Genomic DNA, 18,218 nt, shown 5'->3' with positions numbered 1-18,218 from the left:
ACTCTGTGTAAGACAGTACATGGTTTTTTAACTGTGGTATGCGACGGTGGTGGAAGCAGAAACTTAAATCGTGAGGTTTAGGAATCGCCGCACTTTTAGGGCGGCGAGGATGTCAACTTAACTCATTAAACCTCTTGCATAATTAGGGTCTGCTGAAAAAGTTTTTCGTGGGGACAGGGTGTGGGGTGTGGGGTGTGGGGTGTGGGGTGTAGGGTGTGGGGTGTAGGGTGTGGGGTGTAGGGTGTGGGGTGTGGGGTGTGGGGTTTTACCAGTTTTGAGGGGGCCAAGTACCTAATTTTCAGGGAAAAAGTCCAGGGATTTTCCCCCGATCACTCCTATATCCAGTACTTTTTGATTGACAAAAGGTCTAAAAGTCTTACCCAACAAGGTTTTAAGATTTATTCAGCCAGCCCTAAATAGACCATTTAACTGATTATTATTCCTTCTTAATTCTCCTGACTACTGACTCCTAACCCTAACAACAATTTTTGATTTTTACAAGAGGTCTATTATTTAAGCTGGCAGTAATCTCACCTAAGTCTCCGAGAAAGTCAAGAAATGCCCAAAAGCGCCAAGAGTTCTAATTTTAGCTACCCCCGGTACTTCTGTGGTGTAAATACTGAACACACCTAGATTTTGCCGTTGACTAGAGGTTTCGATCGCTGGTTTTAAGATTTGATTTTTGATCACATTTCTGGCTGCCACCGGCAAAGAATCGATCGAGCCACAGAGACTGATTTTCTCGCAAGCGATTTTGTCGGCATGAGCGAGGAGTTTTTCGGCGGCGTATTCGCTGTAAAGTTCTTGGGGGGGATTGGTAAATCCCATAATCCCCGCTATTACCCCCAGGGCGATCGCTCCCTTGAAGAAATTACCCCCCATAGCTACTTAGCTCCTTGATTTTGTCTTCTCACTCTAATTTTGACAAGACATTTTCGATCTGGCTAGGGGGCAGTGTTAATTTCTTAAACCAATACCGGGTGCATAGCACTCTAGTACATTTCCTGTGAGACTGCAACTAACTAACAGATAATCACAGTGAGAACAGGCGGTGCTAACGAGATGGTGTTCTAAAATATGCTGTCTTTCGGCAAAATTTCCACAATTAGGACAGCGCACTTGTTGCAGGGTGATCATAGCAAACCTCATTAATTAGTTATCTTTTGTATGTAAAGCTAGTTTTTCTTGATCCCAATCGGTTTAAGTCTATTTTTTCCTTGATCCCCATTATGAACTCGATCATCTGATCTGGCTAGTAATTTTTACTAAACTTTGCAATTTTTCTTGAAAAATTTAATAATTTCTTCCTAGGGTTTTTTACCGTGATCTGATATGTGTCGGTAATTTTGGCGAAGAGAAAGCCGGAAAGTGAACTCTTAAACTGCTGATCCCTTACTGCTATAATTACGGCTGAGATTATTGATTATCCTATGAAGTATGCTCTGGTTCACGAGTGGTTAACCCCAAAAGCGACGGGGGGATCGGAATTAGTGGTTAGGGAGATTTTACAATGTCTAGAGGCGGATTTATACGCTTTGATCGATTTTGAGTCCACTAATCCCGATAGTTATCTCTATGGTCGCTCGATCGGGACAACTTTTCTGCAAAATTTCCCGAAAGCGAGAAATGGCGTACAAAAATACTTACCTTTTCTTCCCTTGGCGATCGAGCAGTTAAATTTAGAGGATTATGATGTAATTTTATCCTCCTCCCATTGTGTGGCTAAAGGGGTTTTAATTCGACCGGATCAGGTTCACATTTGTTATTGTCACACTCCGATGCGTTATGCTTGGGATTTAACTTTTGACTATCTGGCTAATAGTAAGTTAGGACAGGGATTACCCGGTATTTTCACCCGTTATCTTTTGCATGGTTTGCGTCAGTGGGATGTGATTTCTGCTAATCGTGTGGACTATTTTTTGGCTAATTCCCACCACACCGCTAGACGAATTTGGCGCTGTTATCGACGGGAGGCAAAAGTTATTTATCCCCCTGTACAAATCGAGCGTTTTCCCTACCAAGAGAAAAAAGAAGATTTTTATTTAGTAGTTTCTCGTTTGGTTAGTTATAAAAAAGTCCCTTTAATTGTGGAAGCATTTAATCGATTGGGATTACCCTTAATAGTTATTGGAGATGGTCCACAGATGGCTTTAATTCGTCAGTTAGCAAGGGATAATATTCAGATTTTAGGGGCAGTGTCCGATCAAATGGTAGCAGAATATATGTCGAAAGCAAAAGCGTTTATTTATGCTGCCTGTGAGGATTTTGGTATTGCTTTAGTGGAAGCGCAAGCTTGTGGCACTCCCGTGATTGCATTTGCCGCCGGAGGTGCTTTAGAAACCGTGCGGGATCTGCGGGAAAATTCTCCCCAGGGAACAGGATTACTTTTTGGGGAACAAAATCCCCAATCTTTGGTAGAAGCAGTTAAATATTTTGTGGATCAGGGTGATAGAATTGCTCCAGAAAGTTGTCGGCAACAGGCTAATAGATTTACCCCTGAAATCTTTCAAAGTAACTATAGTTTATTTGTTGAGGAGCATTCAATATCTAAAAGTTATTGCTAACTTTAATTAGAGCAGTTATCCTAATGGTGAGCTAGGAAGTTTTCGTTTTAGGGAGTCGGTCATCGGTCGTTGATAACAAATTAGGTTACACTTTATCTTGATGAGAAACGTTGTATTTCAGCAATGGTGGGAGTGCATCACCTGCGCTCAAAATGTAATATTATGGATATTTCTCGAAAGTAGATATCTAGCCAACGCTGATAGCTTACCGTGGTGATTGTGATGACAGAAAAGCGAGGATTATAGCCGTGCCTTGGAATCGAGTTAATCAATGGGTAGAAAAACGCTCTTTAGGGGCCTTAGAATCAGCTTATCAGAGAGCGTTGAAAATTAAAGCGATCGAAGATCAACATTTTGGGGGACAAAAAATTTCCCCGGCTGCCGTGGGAGGAAAAAGTGTTTATGATTACTTTCAAAGTACCCTAGAGCGAGAATTATTACAGATACGTTTCGATTTAACTCAAGTGCGTCTGGGTAATTTTATCAATCCGCAAACTAACCCAGAAAATAATAACATCCTAGAGACTTTAAAAGCGATCGAGGATATTATCGGTAAATATCGCCTAGATTTAGGGGAATTGCTGCCCCCATTACCGAATAATCAAACCCCAAATCTGCCTAATACCAATCTCACCAGTGATAAACCCAGGGATAAAGATAACCAGATAATTTCTCCTGCAACCAGTAATAAATTTTTTAACTTCCAGCAAGAATTAACCCCCGAATACGAACAAACTGTCATCAAACAACTCCGTACCCTGCGACAGCAGCAACGTATTGCTATTCGTTTTATCCTGATTATTATTTTAGTTCCTCTCTCGGTGCAGGTTATTAGTAGAAACTTTATTTTTAGCCCTGTTCTAAACTATTTTGGTGTGGATAGAGCGAAAATATCAGAAGTTTATATTTCTCAGGAAATTGGCGAAAAATATCTCCAAGAATTTGCTCGACTTCAAGAAATACAAGAAATCAAGCACGTTTTAGGAGTAGCAAAAGTAGGGCAAGAATCAGAAGAAACCTTTCGGGAACAGGTGCAAGAATTATTCAGAGAAGCGGGTTATGAAAGTCAAGATGGTTGGAAAAACTTACTCTCCGATATTACTGGATTAATAGCCTTTATTGCGATCTTAATTTTTGGTCGTCAACAATTGGCGATTACGCGGGCTTATGTTAGTCGTTATTTTCTCAGCTTAAATGATATCACCAAAGCCTTTATCTTTATCCTCTTTACCGATATATTTGTCGGGTTTCACTCGGCGGAAGGTTGGACGGTAATCTTAGAAACTTTGTTCCGGCACTTTGGTTGGCGCGAGAATATTACATTTATCAGCTTGTTTGTGGCCACTGTTCCCGTTATCCTAGATACCATCTTTAAACTATTAATATTTAATTATCTGACTCGTAAATCTCCCACTGCCGCAACTATCCTAGAAAAAATGAACCAGTAACGCCCTATGATCCTTAGTATTGCCGATACTTTCATTAAAAGACCCGTTTTGACCACAGTTTGCTCGATTTTAATCGTTTTGATCGGTGCGATCGCTATTCCCTTTTTACCCCTAGAAAAACTGCCGCAGTTGGCATTTATTCAGGTAGCGGTGAATGCCAACTATTTGGGAACCGATGCCAAAACCGTACAGGATAACGTTACCACGGTACTCGATCGCCAGATTAACGGGACAGAACAGATTGTTTATATGCAGTCCCAGAGTACCAACACCGGACAAAGTACGGTGAATGTCTTTTTCCCGGTGGAAATGGATCGTAACATTGCCCAAGTCTTGGTACAAAACCGTGTCAGTACCGCGGCCGCTAGTTTACCGGAAGAAGTGAACCGGCAGGGGGTGACAACCAATACCCAATCCCCCAGCGTTACCCTTGCCTACGGGATTTCCGCCAAACCGGACGAAAAGGGCAATTATCCCTACGATACGGTCTTTTTAAGTAACTTTGTTGATCGAGTCATCGATGCCGAGATTCGCCGGATCGAGGGGGTTGGTAGTACAACCATCATCGGGGAGAGGGAATACGCCCTGCGTTTTTGGCTTAATCCCGATGCTTTAGCCGCTAGGGGTGTATCGGCGGACGAAGTAGTACAAGCAATCCGAGAACAGAATATTCAGGTGGGTGCGGGGACAATTGGCGGTGATCCTAGTCCCGAAGATCAGGAATTCCAGATCGCCATTCGCGCCGTTGGTAGGGTTGCCACCGGGGAGGAAGCGGAAAATATTGTCGTCAAAGTCGGGGAAAATGGCGATTTAATCCGAATTAAAGACGTGGGACGGGCAGAAATCGGAGCCGAAAGCTACAGTACCGCCGCCTATTTCGACAAATCCCCCGCCGTTGTCTATATCGTCTATCAGTTGCCCGGTTCCAACGCTTGGAATACTGCCAAACTGGTAAAAGAGAAAATGGCGGAACTAGAACCAAGTTTCCCCCCGGGGTTAAATATCGCCATTACCCTCGATAATACCGCCTTTGTCGCCGCCTCCCTGGAAGAAGCCGTTGGCACTCTGGTGGAGGCGATTTTACTGGTTATTCTAGTCATTTTTATCTTCCTTCAGGATTGGCGCACCACGATCATTCCGGCGATCGCTATTCCCGTATCTTTGATCGGAACCATGGCCGTCGCCCTCGCTTTAGGCTATTCTCTCAATAATCTCTCCTTGTTTGCCGTCATTCTAGCCACCGGGTTAGTGGTGGACGACGGGATCGTGGTTGTAGAGGCGGTATCGGAAAAATTACGACAGGGAATGCGGCCATTTCAAGCTGCCCTTGATGCCATGGGGGAGTTAACCTCGGCGGTAATTGCCAGTTCTCTTGTACTATTTGCGGTTTTTATTCCCGTCACCTTCTTCCCGGGTACGGTGGGGATCGTTTATCGACAATTTGCCGTTATCATCTCCGCTTCAATTCTGATCTCCACCTTTAACGCCCTCAGTTTTTCCCCCACCATGTCGGCGATTATCATGAAACCGCCCCAAGGCACCCGCGGACCCTTGGGACTGTTTTTCGAGGGCTTTAATCGGGGTTTCAACGCAGTTAAAGAAGGTTATCGACGCTTGATCGAATTTCTGATCCGAGTTCGGTTTCTGGTTTTACCCTTCTTTATCGCCGCCCTCTTTCTCACAGCTTGGAGTTATAGCACCACTCCCCAGGGTTTTATCCCCGAAGAAGACCAAGGTTATGCCTTCGTTTTGGTGCAAGCACCCCCCGGGGTTTCCCTGCGCTACACCGACCGGGTTATCCGTCAGATTAACGAAGAAATTCTCGCCGGTATCGAAGAAGTGGAACACTTTGTCGGTATGGCGGGCTTTAGTTTTGCCGGAAGTGGCAGCAACCAAGGGCTATTTTTTGTCAAGTTAAAAGAATGGTCGGAGCGGACTGGGGAAGATAAGTCAGTTTTCGGCATTCTCAGGAAAATTAACCGAGAATTAGCCACTAAAGTCCGAGATGCTCGCGCTTTCGCCGTTAATGCGCCCCCTGTAGATGGATTAAGTTCTACTGGCGGTTTCGAGTTATTTATCCAAAACCGCGCTTCTTTCCCCATGGACGCTTTGATTGCCAACGCTAATAACGTCATGGCTGAGGCCCGAACAAGACCGGAATTATCGGGAATTTTCACCCAATTTACCACCGACACGCCGATGCTGGAACTTTCCATCAATCGCAACCAGCTACAGGCCCAAAACGTCGATATGCAGTCCGTTTTCGGTACCCTGCAAACCTATCTCGGTTCCAACTTCGTCAACCAATTCGTCCTAGGCGATCGCTTGTATCGAGTCTTTGCCCAAGCAGAAGCGGATTATCGTTCTAATCCCGAAGATATTAACCGTCTTTACGTCCGTTCCCGTACCGGGGCCAATATTCCCCTATCGGGTTTGGTTAGCGTCAAACGCTTCACCTATCCACCGATTATCACTAACTTTAACCTCTATCCCTCGATTAACGTTCAGGGTAATCCCGCTCCCGGTTTTAGTACGGGACAGGCGATCGCAGTGATGGAAGATGTTTGTCGGAAAGTCCTGCAGCCCGGTTTCGGTTACGCTTGGACGGGTACAGCTTTCCAAGAAAAAACTTCCGCCGGGGCTGCCCCAGTAATCTTCGGATTAGCCTTTATCGTGGTTTTCCTTGTCCTTGCGGCCCAGTACGAAAGCTACATTGACCCGATTATCATCATGATTACCGTTCCCCTAGCGATCCTGGGTGCCATGGGGGCTATACTGTTGCGGGCGAATTTCCTACAAGTGGGTAGTCTCTTCCCGACGGTGAATAATAATATCTATGCTCAGGTGGCTTTGGTCATGTTAATCGGTTTAGCGGCAAAAAATGCGATTTTAATCGTGGAATTCGCTAACCAGTCCCGTACTTTGGGTTTAAGTATTCCCGATGCGGCGGCCCGGGCCTCGACGGAACGCTTAAGACCAATTCTGATGACGGCTATTTCCGGTTTAGTCGGTTTCTTGCCCTTGGTTATCGCTTCCGGCGCCGGAGCGATGAGTCGTTGGTCCCTGGGAACTGCAATCCTAGGCGGTTATCTGATTTCGACGGTGTTGAGTTTATTTCTTGTCCCAGTGTTGTATGTGCTGATTAAACAGTTCGAGGCCCGATTCCTCTCCTCGAAACCCCCGAAAAGTGGCGGTTCTGGCAATAGTAAAACTCCCTCTCTGGGTGGGGAAAGGAATACATCAGAAACCCCGATAGAAGAAGGGGCCATTTCCTCTTTGAAAATCTCTCCTCAGTCTGGGAATGACTAGGGTGTTAGATTTTGGGGTTTTGGGGTTTTGGGGTTTTGGGGTTTTAGGGTATTAGTTGAAATTCCCCCACCTCCCCACTTTCCCCCCGCAACGCGCACGAAGTGGTCTCCCCACTTTCCCCATCACCCCACTTCCCCATCACCCCACTTCCCCATCACCCCACCTCCCCACACCCCACACCCCACACCCCACACCCATCTCTGATAACTAATGACCCTAGAATCTACTGCTAACGAGGCGATCGCTCATAATTTAGAGCAATTCCTGCTAGTTTTGACCATTTCCTTGAGTGTCGCCACTTTATCGAGAACCGTTGCCTTCCTCCGCAAAATTCCCTACACCCTGCTGTTAGTTATTGTCGGTATGGGTTTAGCTTTTTTAGATTTGCGTCTAGTTAATCTTTCCCCGGAATTAATTCTGGAAATTTTTCTGCCTCCCCTCCTTTTTGAAGCCGCTTGGAATATTCCTTGGGCTAAATTAAAGGAATATTGGGTTACTATCGTCCTTTTTGCCGTTATCGGGGTAATTATCTCCGTTTTGGGAGTCGCCTATCCCCTACATATCTTTGCTAATTTACCCCTATCGATCGCGTTTCTGTTGGGGGCTGCCCTAGCTGCCACCGATCCCGTCTCTGTGATTGCCCTATTTAAAGAATTGGGGGCCAGTAAAAAACTGACGATCCTGATGGAAGGGGAAAGTCTCTTTAATGATGGGGTCGCTGTGGTCGCTTTCGTCCTCTTGGTGGGTATTCCCTTGGGAGTCGATACCTTTTCCGTCCCCGTGACGATCGCTCGTTTCTGCACCTTTGTGGGAATTGGCATCGGTGTCGGTTGCGTGATCGGTTTCGGCATTTCCTACCTTACCCAACGCTTTGATTTGCCTTTTGTGGAACAGTCTCTTACTCTAGTTTCTGCATACGGAACCTATCTCGTCACGGAAAAATTAGGCGGATCCGGTGTGATTGGGGTGGTAATTGTCGGGATTATTCTCGGTAATCTCGGTTCGCGCATTGGTATGAGTCCCCGCACGCGCTTGGTAGTTAGCGAATTTTGGGAATTTATCGCCTTTTTTGTCAATTCCATCATCTTTTTACTGATCGGCGATCAAACCCGTTTTGAGAGTCTTGGTAGTCACTTAACGGGGATTTTAATTGCGATCGCTGCTATGGTGGTTTCCCGTCTGTTCTCAATTTTTGGACTAGGGGGAATTAGTAACCTAATTACGGGCAATAGGATCAGTTTTAAGGAAAGAACGGTGTTATGGTGGGGAGGATTGCGCGGTTCGGTTTCGATCGCCCTAGCGTTAAGTGTTCCTACGTCTATCCCCTACCGTCAAGAAATTATTGACGTGGTTTTTGGGGTGGTTTTATTTACTTTATTGGTGCAAGGATTATCTATACAATGGCTGTTAAATGCCCTCAATCTTATCGGTGATCAACCGATTCGGAGCGAATATTCGGCCCTAATTGCTCGTCAAATTGCTTTAACTAGGGTGTCTAATTATCTGCAACAACCAGAACGTTTTCCCGATATCGATCCCGAATTTTATCGCGACAAAAAAACTCTGGTGGAAGGACAATTAAAGTCCTTGGGCGATCAGTTGCAAAAATTACTAGAGGAACACCCACAATTAAAAGATGTGGTGGCCGAACAATTTCAAGATACTTTACTCGATATAGAAGCTAATACCTACGCAGAATTAATTCGAGCCGGTCGTTTAAATGAAAATCTCGTTCCCCTTTTAGTGGAGGTAGAAGAAGAAAAAGAGATGGTTTAATGATCAAGTCATGGAAAATCAAAGAATTTTTGCTAAAAATTGCTGAGTTCGATCGGATTGGGGATGATTAAAAAATTCTGCTGGGGGGGCAATTTCCAAAATTAAACCCTGATCCATAAATACCACTCGATCGGCCACTTCTCGCGCGAATCCTACCTCGTGGGTGACACAAACCATGGTCATCCCGGATTTGGCTAAACTTTGCATCGTTTCCAAGACTTCTCGCACCATTTCCGGATCTAAAGCTGAGGTGGGTTCATCGAATAACATCACCTTCGGCTGCATGGCCAAAGCGCGAACAATTGCCACCCGCTGCTGTTGTCCTCCCGATAACTGAGGGGGATATTTAAGCGCTTGTTCGAGAATACCAACTTTTTCGAGGAGTTTTCTGGCTATTTCCTCCGCTTGCGCTTTTTTCCAACCGCGCACCCACATCGGTCCGAGGGTGACATTATCTAATACCGTCAGATGGGGAAAGAGGTTAAATTGTTGAAAAACCATCCCGACTTCCTGACGGATTGCCTCGATATTTTTGAGGTTGTGGGAAACAGTTATTCCGTCAATAATAATGCGGCCTTTTTGATAGGATTCTAACCCGTTAAAAGTGCGGATAAAGGTGGATTTTCCCGAACCAGACGGTCCCATAATCACGACAACTTCCTGTTTATTAACGGTGAGATTGACTCCCCGCAAAGCATGAAAGCGGTTATCGTACCATTTTTCCACAGCTTCGGCAATTATAATCGGTTCACTGTTGTGAGAGTCCATATTTTTGAGAGTTTATTGATTATCTGTATCGGGAAACCACTGTTTCTCAAGAATTTGTCTCAGAGAGTAGGGACAAATTATCGGTAAATTTTTTAATCCTGTCTTTTTTTCGGCAATTAAGCGGGCATTTTCATAGATATTCTCTAACTCTAGTTCTAGAAATTTGCTTAAATCGGTGGTGAGCTTATCTTCTAATTGTACTCGAAAAGTGATCATCTCTGCCGCCCAATGATTACTATTTCTTTCTCTTTGTGTTGTCCAAAATTGATAGAGTAGCAGCTGGATTATTATTTGCAAACTTAAACTTTTAACAGCAGTTTTTTCGCTCCGTCCTAAAGTTGCCAACTCCTCGATCAAATGTTCGTAATCTAACTGATCTAACTGACGATTTTTTAATAACTCGATCGTCTCGCTTAACCAGCGATCATACTCCCGTTCATAAAGCTGTTCTAAAGCAAGCATTGTCTTTGATCAAATGGGGACATTATTAAAAATAACCCGTTCCTAGAAATGATAGCATAAAAGATGCGGTTGATTAGTGTAAATATTTTTTATTTAGTTTTAAACGGAGATATTTCCGCATAATTAACTGATTTTATCGAATTTATTCATATTTACACCGAATAAACACCTGAATTGATTGAGGCAATAATCCTGACTGTACCCGAAGAAGTTGGGTTCTTCGGTTTTTGTTTGGCGATTTTTGTCAATTATTTTTGATCTAGAGCGAACTAATCAATTAAGTCTCTTGCCAGATAAGGATTTAGTCGATTTATGCCCCCCTATCGAACCATACTAAGTAACGAAGAACCAGAAGTTGATTAAATTAAAACTTCAATACATTTGAGGAGATAACTTAGTTTTTTGTCACCCTTTTCAGCTAAACTAAGTTTATGACTAAAAGCCTAGAAAACATTACCATTCACCAGTTTAGAGGACTGCGAGAGCTTGAGCTAAAGAATCTCGGACAGATTAACCTGCTTGTGGGAATTAATAATTCGGGAAAAACCAGCGTTCTCGAAGCGTTATCTATTTACTGTCATCCCTTAGATCTAAAAGTTTGGCTAAATACTGCTAGACAAAGAGAACAAGAGTACAGAGTTTCTCGGACTCCTTATCTAGATTCCCTACAGTGGTTATTTACCCACGATGCAATGATTGAGCAAGAAAAACTTAATCACGGGGTTATATCAATCACAGGAAATGGCTCCTTTAAAGTTCAGAAAATTGAGGCAATTTATGAAGAACTCGAAGGAATTATTTTAATTGACAATCCCGAAGACAAGCTTCATCCTAATGAGATAATTAGCGAAGAAAACGAAGATTTAATCGATAATAATGAAGATTTATGGGAAACAAGAAAAGGTATAAATTTATCGATAACAGTATTTCTGGCTCAAGAACAATTAATAAGTTTAATTAATTATCCCCAAAATCCCCTGAAAGAAAACTATCAACTTTGGGAAAATAGCCCTCTCTCTAGACTATCGGGAAAAAAAGAACCTAGCTTACTAACTTCTCTGGTTAGTCCCGCTTCTCATCGTTCTGATATTGGTCAATTTCGGTTACTTTCAGAAGTGAGATTTGCCAATTTTAAAACAGATGTTATCGATTTACTACGTCAAATGGACAGTAATATTTCTGATTTAGAAATTCTCTTACCTCCTCATTCTTTATCTTCCAGATTTAACATTTATATTCAACACGAAAAATTGGGACTTGTACCCGTTAGTACCTTTGGTGACGGGGTGCGTCGCTTACTTCATATTGCCCTCAAACTTGCCAGTGTTAAAGGTGGAATTTTATTCATTGATGAATTAGAATCAGCTATTCATACAGAGGCACTGCAAAGTTCTTTTAATTGGTTAGTTAAATGGTGTCAAAAAATGAATGTACAACTGTTTGCTACTACCCACAGTCTAGAAGCTGTTGATGCTCTGTTAGAAGTTACTGAACGAGAATCAGATTTGGTGCTTTATCGTCTCGAACCAAAGGAAAATTATACTAGAGTAGTTAGACATGATTGGACTCGATTAAAAAGCTTACGAGAAGACTTAGGACAGGAGGTTCGTTGGTGAGTCGAGAACATATATTGATTGGAGTGGAAGGTAATCATGATCAAGCTTTTCTGGTGAAAGTTATGTGTAAACTTCTGGGGTTTTCTAAATGTGAAGAACTCTCAAATCTAGAACCAATTTGGAAAAAATTTATTCCGAAATATCCTCCTCTTAAAACTGGAAAACTTTACATCAGACTCGATATGCCATCTATTCTTTATACTGAGACTTTATCCGTGGCAATTTATGCCGGGGGTGGCAGTGAATTAATTAAAAATTTAACCAATAAACTTGCCGATATGGATTATAACAATGAATTATCAGCTTTTGCCGTTATTGCCGATGCGGATAAAGATAACCCGGCAGAAGTTGCTCGTAAATATCATCAGGGTTTTCGGGAATATTTTCCCGACTTTCCCAGGGTAGTAGCTGCCACGGGAACTATTCAAGAAAATAAACCAAGAGTCGGATTATACATACTGCCTAATAATGTTGATCAAGGTGTCTTAGATACCCTACTTTGTGATTGTGGAAAAATCGCCTATTCTGAATATATGAAGAGGGCAAAAGCATATATTCAACAGTTTTCTGAGGAGGAAATTAGTCAAATTGGCTGGAAACCTTTTGATAAAGAAAAAGCCACTATTGCCGCAGTTGCTAGTATTCTTAAACCTGGAAAAACCAACACCGCAACTATTTCTGATGATCGGTGGATTAGCGAGCAAACTTTAATGCAAATACCATCACTAGAAAATCTCTTAACTTTTCTAAAACAACTCCTCAAAATGGAGTCAATATAATTATATTGATCTGCTGAAAACTTGGAGAGTTACCAACTAGGAAGTTACGGTTAACAAGTGGTCATGAAAAGGAGACAGGATATCCGAGCATTATAATAAAAGTTTTCTCTCAAGTTAAGGTCAAAAAATTCTAGCTGGGAGTTATCGAAGTGTGATCAAGCTTGACACAGTCAAATTAAGGTGTTACCATATTGGGCATGATTTGTGCAGATGTTAAAATTTTTGTTGTGCGGTAGTCTATGAATTTAACAAATTTACCAATGTCTCTTGATGAGGTGCCTTTACCTAGTTCTTTGCCGCCAGTTATTTTAATAGTTTTTACTCGTCCCGATCTACTCAAGGAAGTTTTAAAGGGTTTAACCCAACAGACTCTATTTCCTCATCAGATCATTGCCTATGTGGATGGAGCAAGAAATGAACTTGATCTACCCCTGATTGATCAAACAATTGCTTTACTGCAAGAGTTCTCTAGTAAAATTCCAGTAGATATAAGGTTAAGACCACAAAATTTGGGCTGTGATCAAAATGTCATTTTGTCCTTGACAGAAGTACTATCCACTTATGAATCTGTTGTTTACTTGGAAGATGATAACTTTCCCAATCCATATTTTTATGATAGTATGTGCCGTCTATTAGAGGCATACCGTGAACATAAAAAAATCTTTTCGATTAGCGGATATGCAGCCTTTCCAGAACAAGCATATCATTTGATCGAAGAGGATTTTGCTCTCTCTCATAGAGTTTTTTCTTGGGGATTCGGTATCTGGGCCGATCGCTGGAATGATATCGCTCTCATCAATCAGCCAAAACAATATAATCCTTTTGGAAAATTCTATAATATACCCGCCACCGTGCAAACAAAAATGACTATAATAAACCAGTTCTGGCTAGAGAGAAATGAGCAAACTGACTGGGTTATTACTCTTACTCTTGCATCTTTGTATCAAAATCGGGTTCATCTCATTCCCAAAACTTCTTTGATCTATAATATTGGTTTTGGACACCCAGAATCTAAAACCTATAAAGGGAAAGAAGCATCATGGGTAAACTCTGCCTATAGTTCCTCATTCCGCCCCAATAGCTTACCTACCAGTCTTGAGTTAATTGACCTATTAAAAAATGAGATTAGTGGGGTAGAATTAGCGCATTACCTGTATCGAAAGGGTATTTATATTAATTTAGAAGCACTATTTTGCTACCTAAAAAAATATCGTGACCTTCAAAGTCGCCTAGAATTTGTGAAGCTATTTATAGCTCACTCCCCCCTTAGTTTCAAAAGAACTCGCCGTCGTCTAGGTTTATAGTTTAGTAGATACTTAATAGAAAATATGAATAGCTCTAGAAAATTTCTGATTTGTAAAGGTTCCTCTGGCATGGGAAACCGAATTCTGGCCGCCTGTGGTGCAATAATCTATAGTGAAATTAGTAATCGCCAGTTAGTTATTGATTGGCGGGATAATACTTATTGTCATGACGATATCAACTCCTTCCCTCTATTTTTTAACTGTCCAAAGACCGTTTCAGTAGAATCTATACCTGATACCAAGTCTGTCTATCCTGAGATATGGATTGATAAGTTAGATCAATCTTTTGGTGGACTAAGAAAAGATTTAAGGATTTCGGATCAATCTATGTCGGTTGAATTATCTAGAACAAATTATGAGAGTGAGATTCTGGTTTTCTGTGCCTATACTCATAAAATCAACCAGATGAGACAACTTTTTCATGGGAAGTTCGACTACTTGGCAAAAATGGATGATCGTACTATTATCAAACAGGTATTAAACTCTCATCTAAGCTTGAAACCTGAAATTGTTCAGTCTATCGAAGATTTCCGATCATCTTACTTTGGAGTGAATACCCTAGGCGTTCATGTCAGATACACAGACATGAAGATTCCTTTAGATAAGCTAATTACTAATACTAAAAAAATCAACAAAAACAATAAATTTAACAGCATTTTCTTGGCTACAGATTCTCAAGAAGTTGTTGAAAAATTTCAACAGGAGTTCCCAAATATTATCACCACACCAAAATGGTTTCCACCATCGGGAGAAAGAATGCACCAGAACTGGGATCAATGTCCTGATCGCGTTCAAAATGGCATAGAAGCATTAATGGATATGTATTTGTTAGCCAGTTGTAATGATTTGATTTTTTCTTCACAGTCCTCCTTTGGTTTAGTGGCATCAATCCTAAGTAAAGCGAGGAAACAACATCTCCACGATGTGAATTCTTCTTCATTCATTGAAAAAGTAAAAGCGAAAATTAGAGGTATTGCCAAATAGTTTGTACGAGCAATTAACCCGAACCCACCTTAATGATGTCTATGCCATGGCAAACCTGGGAAGTTACCAACTCATGCTTAATTCTCTCAATCGCATTTTCTCGCCTTTAGTATCTAGCGTTTTGCTTACCATAATTATCTCCAGTTGTCAAGGTACAAAAATATTAACTTCGGCAAATAATTCCCAGACCAATCAATGGCAAAAAGTGACCGTAATCGAGGGTTTAGAGCATCCTTGGGCTATGGTTTGGCTACCTAACGGGGAAATCCTCATCACAGAGCGCCCCGGTCGTTTAAGAGTGGTTAGAGAGGGTAAGTTAGACCCAAAAGCCATCGCTGGAGTTCCCGAAGTTTTTGCCGTCGGACAAGGAGGACTGCTCGATGTGGCAATTCATCCCCAATTTGCCCAAAATCGCTGGATTTATCTAACTTATGCTCACGGAGACCGGGAGGCTAATCGTACCCGCGTCGCTCGTGCGGTTTATGATGGTACAAGTTTGCGAGATGTGCGGGTTATTTTTGAAGTTTCCCAAGCAAAAACTGGCTCTCAACACTTCGGTTCGCGGTTATTATGGCTACCGGATGGCACTTTATTGGTAGCGATTGGGGACGGGGGTAATCCTCCCCTACAATTAGCGGGAGATTTAATTAGAAAACAGTCCCAAAATCTGCAAAGTCATTTAGGTAAAATTATCCGCATCAATGACGATGGTTCTCTCCCTAAAGATAATCCTTTCGCCGGTTCTAAAATTTGGAGTTATGGCCATCGGAATATTCAAGGAATCAGCTTCGAGCCGATGACTAGAAGAGTCTGGGCAACAGAACACGGAGCGAAAGGAGGGGATGAATTAAATTTAATTGAAAAGGGCAAAAATTACGGTTGGCCACTGGTTTCTTCCAGTCAAGAGTACGGCACTAATAACCCAGTTTCCGGCGAAAGATATCGCCCCGGTCTGATCGATCCGAAAACAATTTGGACACCAGCGATCGCTCCTTCGGGATTGGTCTTTTATACTGGTAATCGCTTTCCTAATTGGCAGGGAAATTTATTCGCCGGTGGTTTAGTTTCCAGGGATATTCGCCGTCTGGAAATGGATAAATCGGGTGAAATTATCAATCAAGAAGCGATTCCCATCGGTCAGAGGGTGCGGGATGTGCGTCAAAGTCCCGACGGATTTTTATACCTGCTCACCGATGAAGGTAACGGTCAATTAATTCGCCTTGAACCGCCATCTAATTTGTAAAAGTTCACAGAAATTATTATGGAAACCTTGAAGATTTTTTAGCGACTTCTAGTATAGTTATGTTTGTACGGGAGTAAGCACTCGATTTATGAAGAAAATTTTACAGTTAGTGGGACTAGGTTGCATATTGCCTATGTTCCTCGCCAGCGCAGGTTTAGCGGAAACAGTGGTGGAAAAAGTGGCTCGCACGGGATTTTTGACCGTAGGAACCCGTTTTGATGCGATTCCCTACTCCTACGTCAATGAGAAGGGGGAATTAGTCGGCTATTCTATGGATGTGTTGGAACGAATTAGAAAACGACTGGAAACTCGTCTCGGTCGTCCCGTCACCCTGCAAATGGTGGAAGCTAACCAACCCGGAGAGAAAATTAATCTCATTCGTAGCGGGGACATCGATATCGCTTGTAGTACGGCTTTTACTTGGGAAAGGGCGAAAGTGGTCGATTTTTCCATCAGTTACAGCATTTCTGGGATTAGGATTTTAGCCAAAAAAGGAAGCAATCTCTCCACTCCTCAATCCCTAATCGGTAAACGCATCGCCTTGGTTCCCAGTTCTGCGGCCGTGGATGTGATTAAATTAGTACAACCGCAAGCGACGATTGTTACTACCTACAGCACCGTAGAAGAAGCGATCGAAGCTTTAAAAACCGGTAAAATCGACGCAATAGCGGGGGATAGCATTTCTTTAGCGGGAACAATTCTCAGAGATAACCCTAAAATCTACGAAATCGTCCCCGAAGAAGCTCTAGCTAATTTTGGGATTGCTTGCATGGTTCCCGAAAATAACTCTACTTTTTTGGATGATGTCAACTATGCCATTGTTAAAATGATGCAGGATTACATCACCAATGATACGGCTACCGTTAGTCAAATCGATCGCTGGTTCGGTAGTCAAGGCATGGTTCCCATCCCCCCAGAATTATTAAAGGGGTTTTTTGCCTTCAAAGTTATCGAACACGCCCAAATTAATCCCCAAGAAGCCAAATAGGAGCATAAATTCAGGTGAATATCAGCAATAAAACTGGTTTAGTCGGCTTTCTTCTCGCTTTATCTGCTTTCGGTCTGACTAGCACCGCTCAGGCCGCCTCGGACGAGGCTAACCCCATTGAAGCGCGTTTAAGTCGTCTGTCCAGCGCTGTACGCGAACGAGTTAACCAACTGCCGGAAGATACTGCCGATCCTAGTTTACAAGCTTTAGGCTGGGGAGATGGTCGCGGTCGCGGTTGGGTGAATAGTCGTGCCGGCGGTTGGGGAGATGGTCGCGGTGGTAGTTTCGTTAATGCGCGGCCCTGGCGCAATGGTTGGTCTGACGGTGGCGGTTTCTTTAATTCCCGACCGCGCTGGGGTAATGGTGGCAGTTTCTTAAATCGTTGGTAAGGTAAGGTTGGGTGAGGCGATAAACTTTATCCTCGTCCCAACCCCGGTTTTACGATGAAATCTAGGGTGATTATTTTGAGGCAGAAAGACTCCATCAAGACGAAAAGAAAATTGTTTGACTTCCACTGAGTCAAAGCGGTAGTTATTGGCTTCGCTGATAGGGAGTTGAATTAATTCAAAGAAGATAGAGGGGAAAGATTGAAAGAGTTGATAAAAAATCGTGTCAGTTTTCATGCTTTTATTTTACAAGGCGATCGCATTTTTTTATGTCCCGTTTTGTATAGCTCTAACCTGTTCAACCTCTAACTCTAACGCGGATGCGACTTGCTCAACACTTAACCCTAAGGCTAACAAACGAGGGACCGCCTCTAATGCTTTGTTTAGTCTGCCTTCCTGACGACCTTCCTGACGACCTTCCTGACGACCTTCCTGACGCGCTTCCTCGCGCACATCTTGAAAATACTGAGTCTGTTTTAATTCATCTAAACTAAACATAGTTTCTATCTCCCGACGATTGAGAAGCGGTAACTTATAAACGAGAATCGTCTCTATTAATTGTAAGAGTTCTTGCGGTTTTTGGTCGGGGGT

16 protein-coding genes and 1 pseudogene are annotated in these 18,218 nt (G+C 42.6%); 11 read left to right on the top strand and 6 right to left on the bottom strand.

Annotated elements, in window-relative coordinates:
• Positions 1-534 precede the first annotated feature (534 nt).
• Entirely contained in the window at positions 535-882 is a 348-nt protein-coding gene (locus tag EWV66_RS01935) for a DUF4359 domain-containing protein (protein ID WP_002762448.1), read from the bottom strand.
• A 75-nt stretch (positions 883-957) separates the two neighbouring features.
• Positions 958-1,137, bottom strand: a complete 180-nt coding sequence (locus tag EWV66_RS01930) for a hypothetical protein (RefSeq protein WP_002738058.1) — start codon at positions 1,135-1,137, stop codon at positions 958-960.
• 293 nt (positions 1,138-1,430) lie between these two features.
• On the opposite strand from EWV66_RS01930, the gene EWV66_RS01925 reads away from it, so the two are divergent.
• The 4 genes from EWV66_RS01925 (at position 1,431) to EWV66_RS01910 (ending at position 9,097) form a co-directional block, all read left to right on the top strand.
• Positions 1,431-2,564 carry a glycosyltransferase gene (locus EWV66_RS01925; RefSeq protein WP_287107714.1) on the top strand — a complete coding sequence of 378 codons (1,134 nt, stop codon included), beginning with the start codon at positions 1,431-1,433 and terminating at the stop codon, positions 2,562-2,564.
• 248 nt (positions 2,565-2,812) lie between these two features.
• The gene (locus EWV66_RS01920; protein WP_287107713.1) at positions 2,813-4,012 is read left to right on the top strand and encodes a proton extrusion protein PcxA; all 1,200 of its coding nucleotides are present in this window, start codon (positions 2,813-2,815) and stop codon (positions 4,010-4,012) included.
• A 6-nt stretch (positions 4,013-4,018) separates the two neighbouring features.
• Positions 4,019-7,321, top strand: coding sequence for an efflux RND transporter permease subunit (locus EWV66_RS01915; RefSeq protein ID WP_287107712.1), 3,303 nt, complete (start codon positions 4,019-4,021; stop codon positions 7,319-7,321).
• A gap of 210 nt (positions 7,322-7,531) precedes the next feature.
• The gene (locus EWV66_RS01910; RefSeq protein ID WP_287107710.1) at positions 7,532-9,097 is read left to right on the top strand and encodes a cation:proton antiporter; all 1,566 of its coding nucleotides are present in this window, start codon (positions 7,532-7,534) and stop codon (positions 9,095-9,097) included.
• Between the two features lie 18 nt (positions 9,098-9,115).
• On the opposite strand, the gene EWV66_RS01905 is transcribed toward EWV66_RS01910, so the two are convergent.
• On the bottom strand, positions 9,116-9,865 hold the full coding sequence (locus tag EWV66_RS01905) for an amino acid ABC transporter ATP-binding protein (protein WP_002762440.1): 750 nt from the start codon (positions 9,863-9,865) through the stop codon (positions 9,116-9,118).
• A gap of 12 nt (positions 9,866-9,877) precedes the next feature.
• Positions 9,878-10,327, bottom strand: coding sequence for a DUF29 domain-containing protein (locus tag EWV66_RS01900; protein ID WP_287107707.1), 450 nt, complete (start codon positions 10,325-10,327; stop codon positions 9,878-9,880).
• A gap of 431 nt (positions 10,328-10,758) precedes the next feature.
• Between EWV66_RS01900 and EWV66_RS01895 the strand changes: the two genes are divergently transcribed.
• The 7 genes from EWV66_RS01895 to grrA all read left to right on the top strand — a co-directional run bounded on the left by EWV66_RS01895 (position 10,759) and on the right by grrA (position 17,630).
• On the top strand, positions 10,759-11,943 hold the full coding sequence (locus EWV66_RS01895) for an AAA family ATPase (protein WP_002762438.1): 1,185 nt from the start codon (positions 10,759-10,761) through the stop codon (positions 11,941-11,943).
• Positions 11,940-12,722 carry a DUF3226 domain-containing protein gene (locus EWV66_RS01890; RefSeq protein WP_287107716.1) on the top strand — a complete coding sequence of 261 codons (783 nt, stop codon included), beginning with the start codon at positions 11,940-11,942 and terminating at the stop codon, positions 12,720-12,722. Before EWV66_RS01895 ends, EWV66_RS01890 begins: the two co-directional genes overlap by 4 nt.
• Positions 12,723-12,961: 239 nt before the next feature.
• The gene (locus EWV66_RS01885) at positions 12,962-14,026 is read left to right on the top strand and encodes a glycosyltransferase family protein (RefSeq protein ID WP_287107705.1); all 1,065 of its coding nucleotides are present in this window, start codon (positions 12,962-12,964) and stop codon (positions 14,024-14,026) included.
• Between the two features lie 24 nt (positions 14,027-14,050).
• Positions 14,051-15,010 (top strand): NodZ family protein, encoded by a 960-nt coding sequence (locus EWV66_RS01880; protein WP_287107704.1) that lies wholly within the window; start codon positions 14,051-14,053, stop codon positions 15,008-15,010.
• A gap of 73 nt (positions 15,011-15,083) precedes the next feature.
• Positions 15,084-16,253 carry a PQQ-dependent sugar dehydrogenase gene (locus tag EWV66_RS01875; RefSeq protein ID WP_072926304.1) on the top strand — a complete coding sequence of 390 codons (1,170 nt, stop codon included), beginning with the start codon at positions 15,084-15,086 and terminating at the stop codon, positions 16,251-16,253.
• A gap of 88 nt (positions 16,254-16,341) precedes the next feature.
• Positions 16,342-17,241: an extracellular substrate binding-like orphan protein GrrP gene (gene grrP, locus EWV66_RS01870; protein ID WP_052277586.1), complete on the top strand. Its 900-nt coding sequence runs from the start codon at positions 16,342-16,344 to the stop codon at positions 17,239-17,241.
• Positions 17,242-17,255: 14 nt separating this feature from the next.
• A complete protein-coding gene (gene grrA, locus EWV66_RS01865) occupies positions 17,256-17,630 on the top strand; it encodes a GrrA/OscA1 family cyclophane-containing rSAM-modified RiPP (RefSeq protein ID WP_052277585.1) in 375 nt (124 codons plus the stop codon).
• Positions 17,631-17,690: 60 nt separating this feature from the next.
• Here the strand turns inward: grrA and EWV66_RS01860 are convergent.
• Positions 17,691-17,864, bottom strand: a pseudogene (locus tag EWV66_RS01860) (DUF2887 domain-containing protein); the annotation flags it as partial.
• Positions 17,865-17,894: 30 nt separating this feature from the next.
• Positions 17,895-18,218: Rpn family recombination-promoting nuclease/putative transposase (locus EWV66_RS01855; protein WP_287107703.1), on the bottom strand; the 324-nt coding region annotated here is incomplete at its 5' end.

Source organism: Microcystis sp. M_OC_Ca_00000000_C217Col (genome assembly GCF_007095585.1).
Taxonomy (GTDB): Bacteria; Cyanobacteriota; Cyanobacteriia; order Cyanobacteriales; family Microcystaceae; genus Microcystis; species Microcystis panniformis.
The sequence above is the reverse complement of the archived record's forward strand: the minus strand, read 5'-3'. Positions and strand labels throughout refer to the sequence as shown.

Coding starts and splice junctions, on each gene's coding strand:
- EWV66_RS01925 (WP_287107714.1), top strand. CDS start 1,431: ATGAAGTATGCTCTGGTTCACGAGTGGTTAACCCCAAAAGCGACGGGG.
- EWV66_RS01915 (WP_287107712.1), top strand. CDS start 4,019: ATGATCCTTAGTATTGCCGATACTTTCATTAAAAGACCCGTTTTGACC.
- EWV66_RS01910 (WP_287107710.1), top strand. CDS start 7,532: ATGACCCTAGAATCTACTGCTAACGAGGCGATCGCTCATAATTTAGAG.
- EWV66_RS01875 (WP_072926304.1), top strand. CDS start 15,084: ATGCTTAATTCTCTCAATCGCATTTTCTCGCCTTTAGTATCTAGCGTT.
- EWV66_RS01885 (WP_287107705.1), top strand. CDS start 12,962: ATGAATTTAACAAATTTACCAATGTCTCTTGATGAGGTGCCTTTACCT.
- EWV66_RS01880 (WP_287107704.1), top strand. CDS start 14,051: ATGAATAGCTCTAGAAAATTTCTGATTTGTAAAGGTTCCTCTGGCATG.
- EWV66_RS01935 (WP_002762448.1), bottom strand. CDS start 882: ATGGGGGGTAATTTCTTCAAGGGAGCGATCGCCCTGGGGGTAATAGCG.
- EWV66_RS01930 (WP_002738058.1), bottom strand. CDS start 1,137: ATGATCACCCTGCAACAAGTGCGCTGTCCTAATTGTGGAAATTTTGCC.
- EWV66_RS01900 (WP_287107707.1), bottom strand. CDS start 10,327: ATGCTTGCTTTAGAACAGCTTTATGAACGGGAGTATGATCGCTGGTTA.
- grrP (WP_052277586.1), top strand. CDS start 16,342: ATGAAGAAAATTTTACAGTTAGTGGGACTAGGTTGCATATTGCCTATG.
- EWV66_RS01895 (WP_002762438.1), top strand. CDS start 10,759: ATGACTAAAAGCCTAGAAAACATTACCATTCACCAGTTTAGAGGACTG.
- EWV66_RS01905 (WP_002762440.1), bottom strand. CDS start 9,865: ATGGACTCTCACAACAGTGAACCGATTATAATTGCCGAAGCTGTGGAA.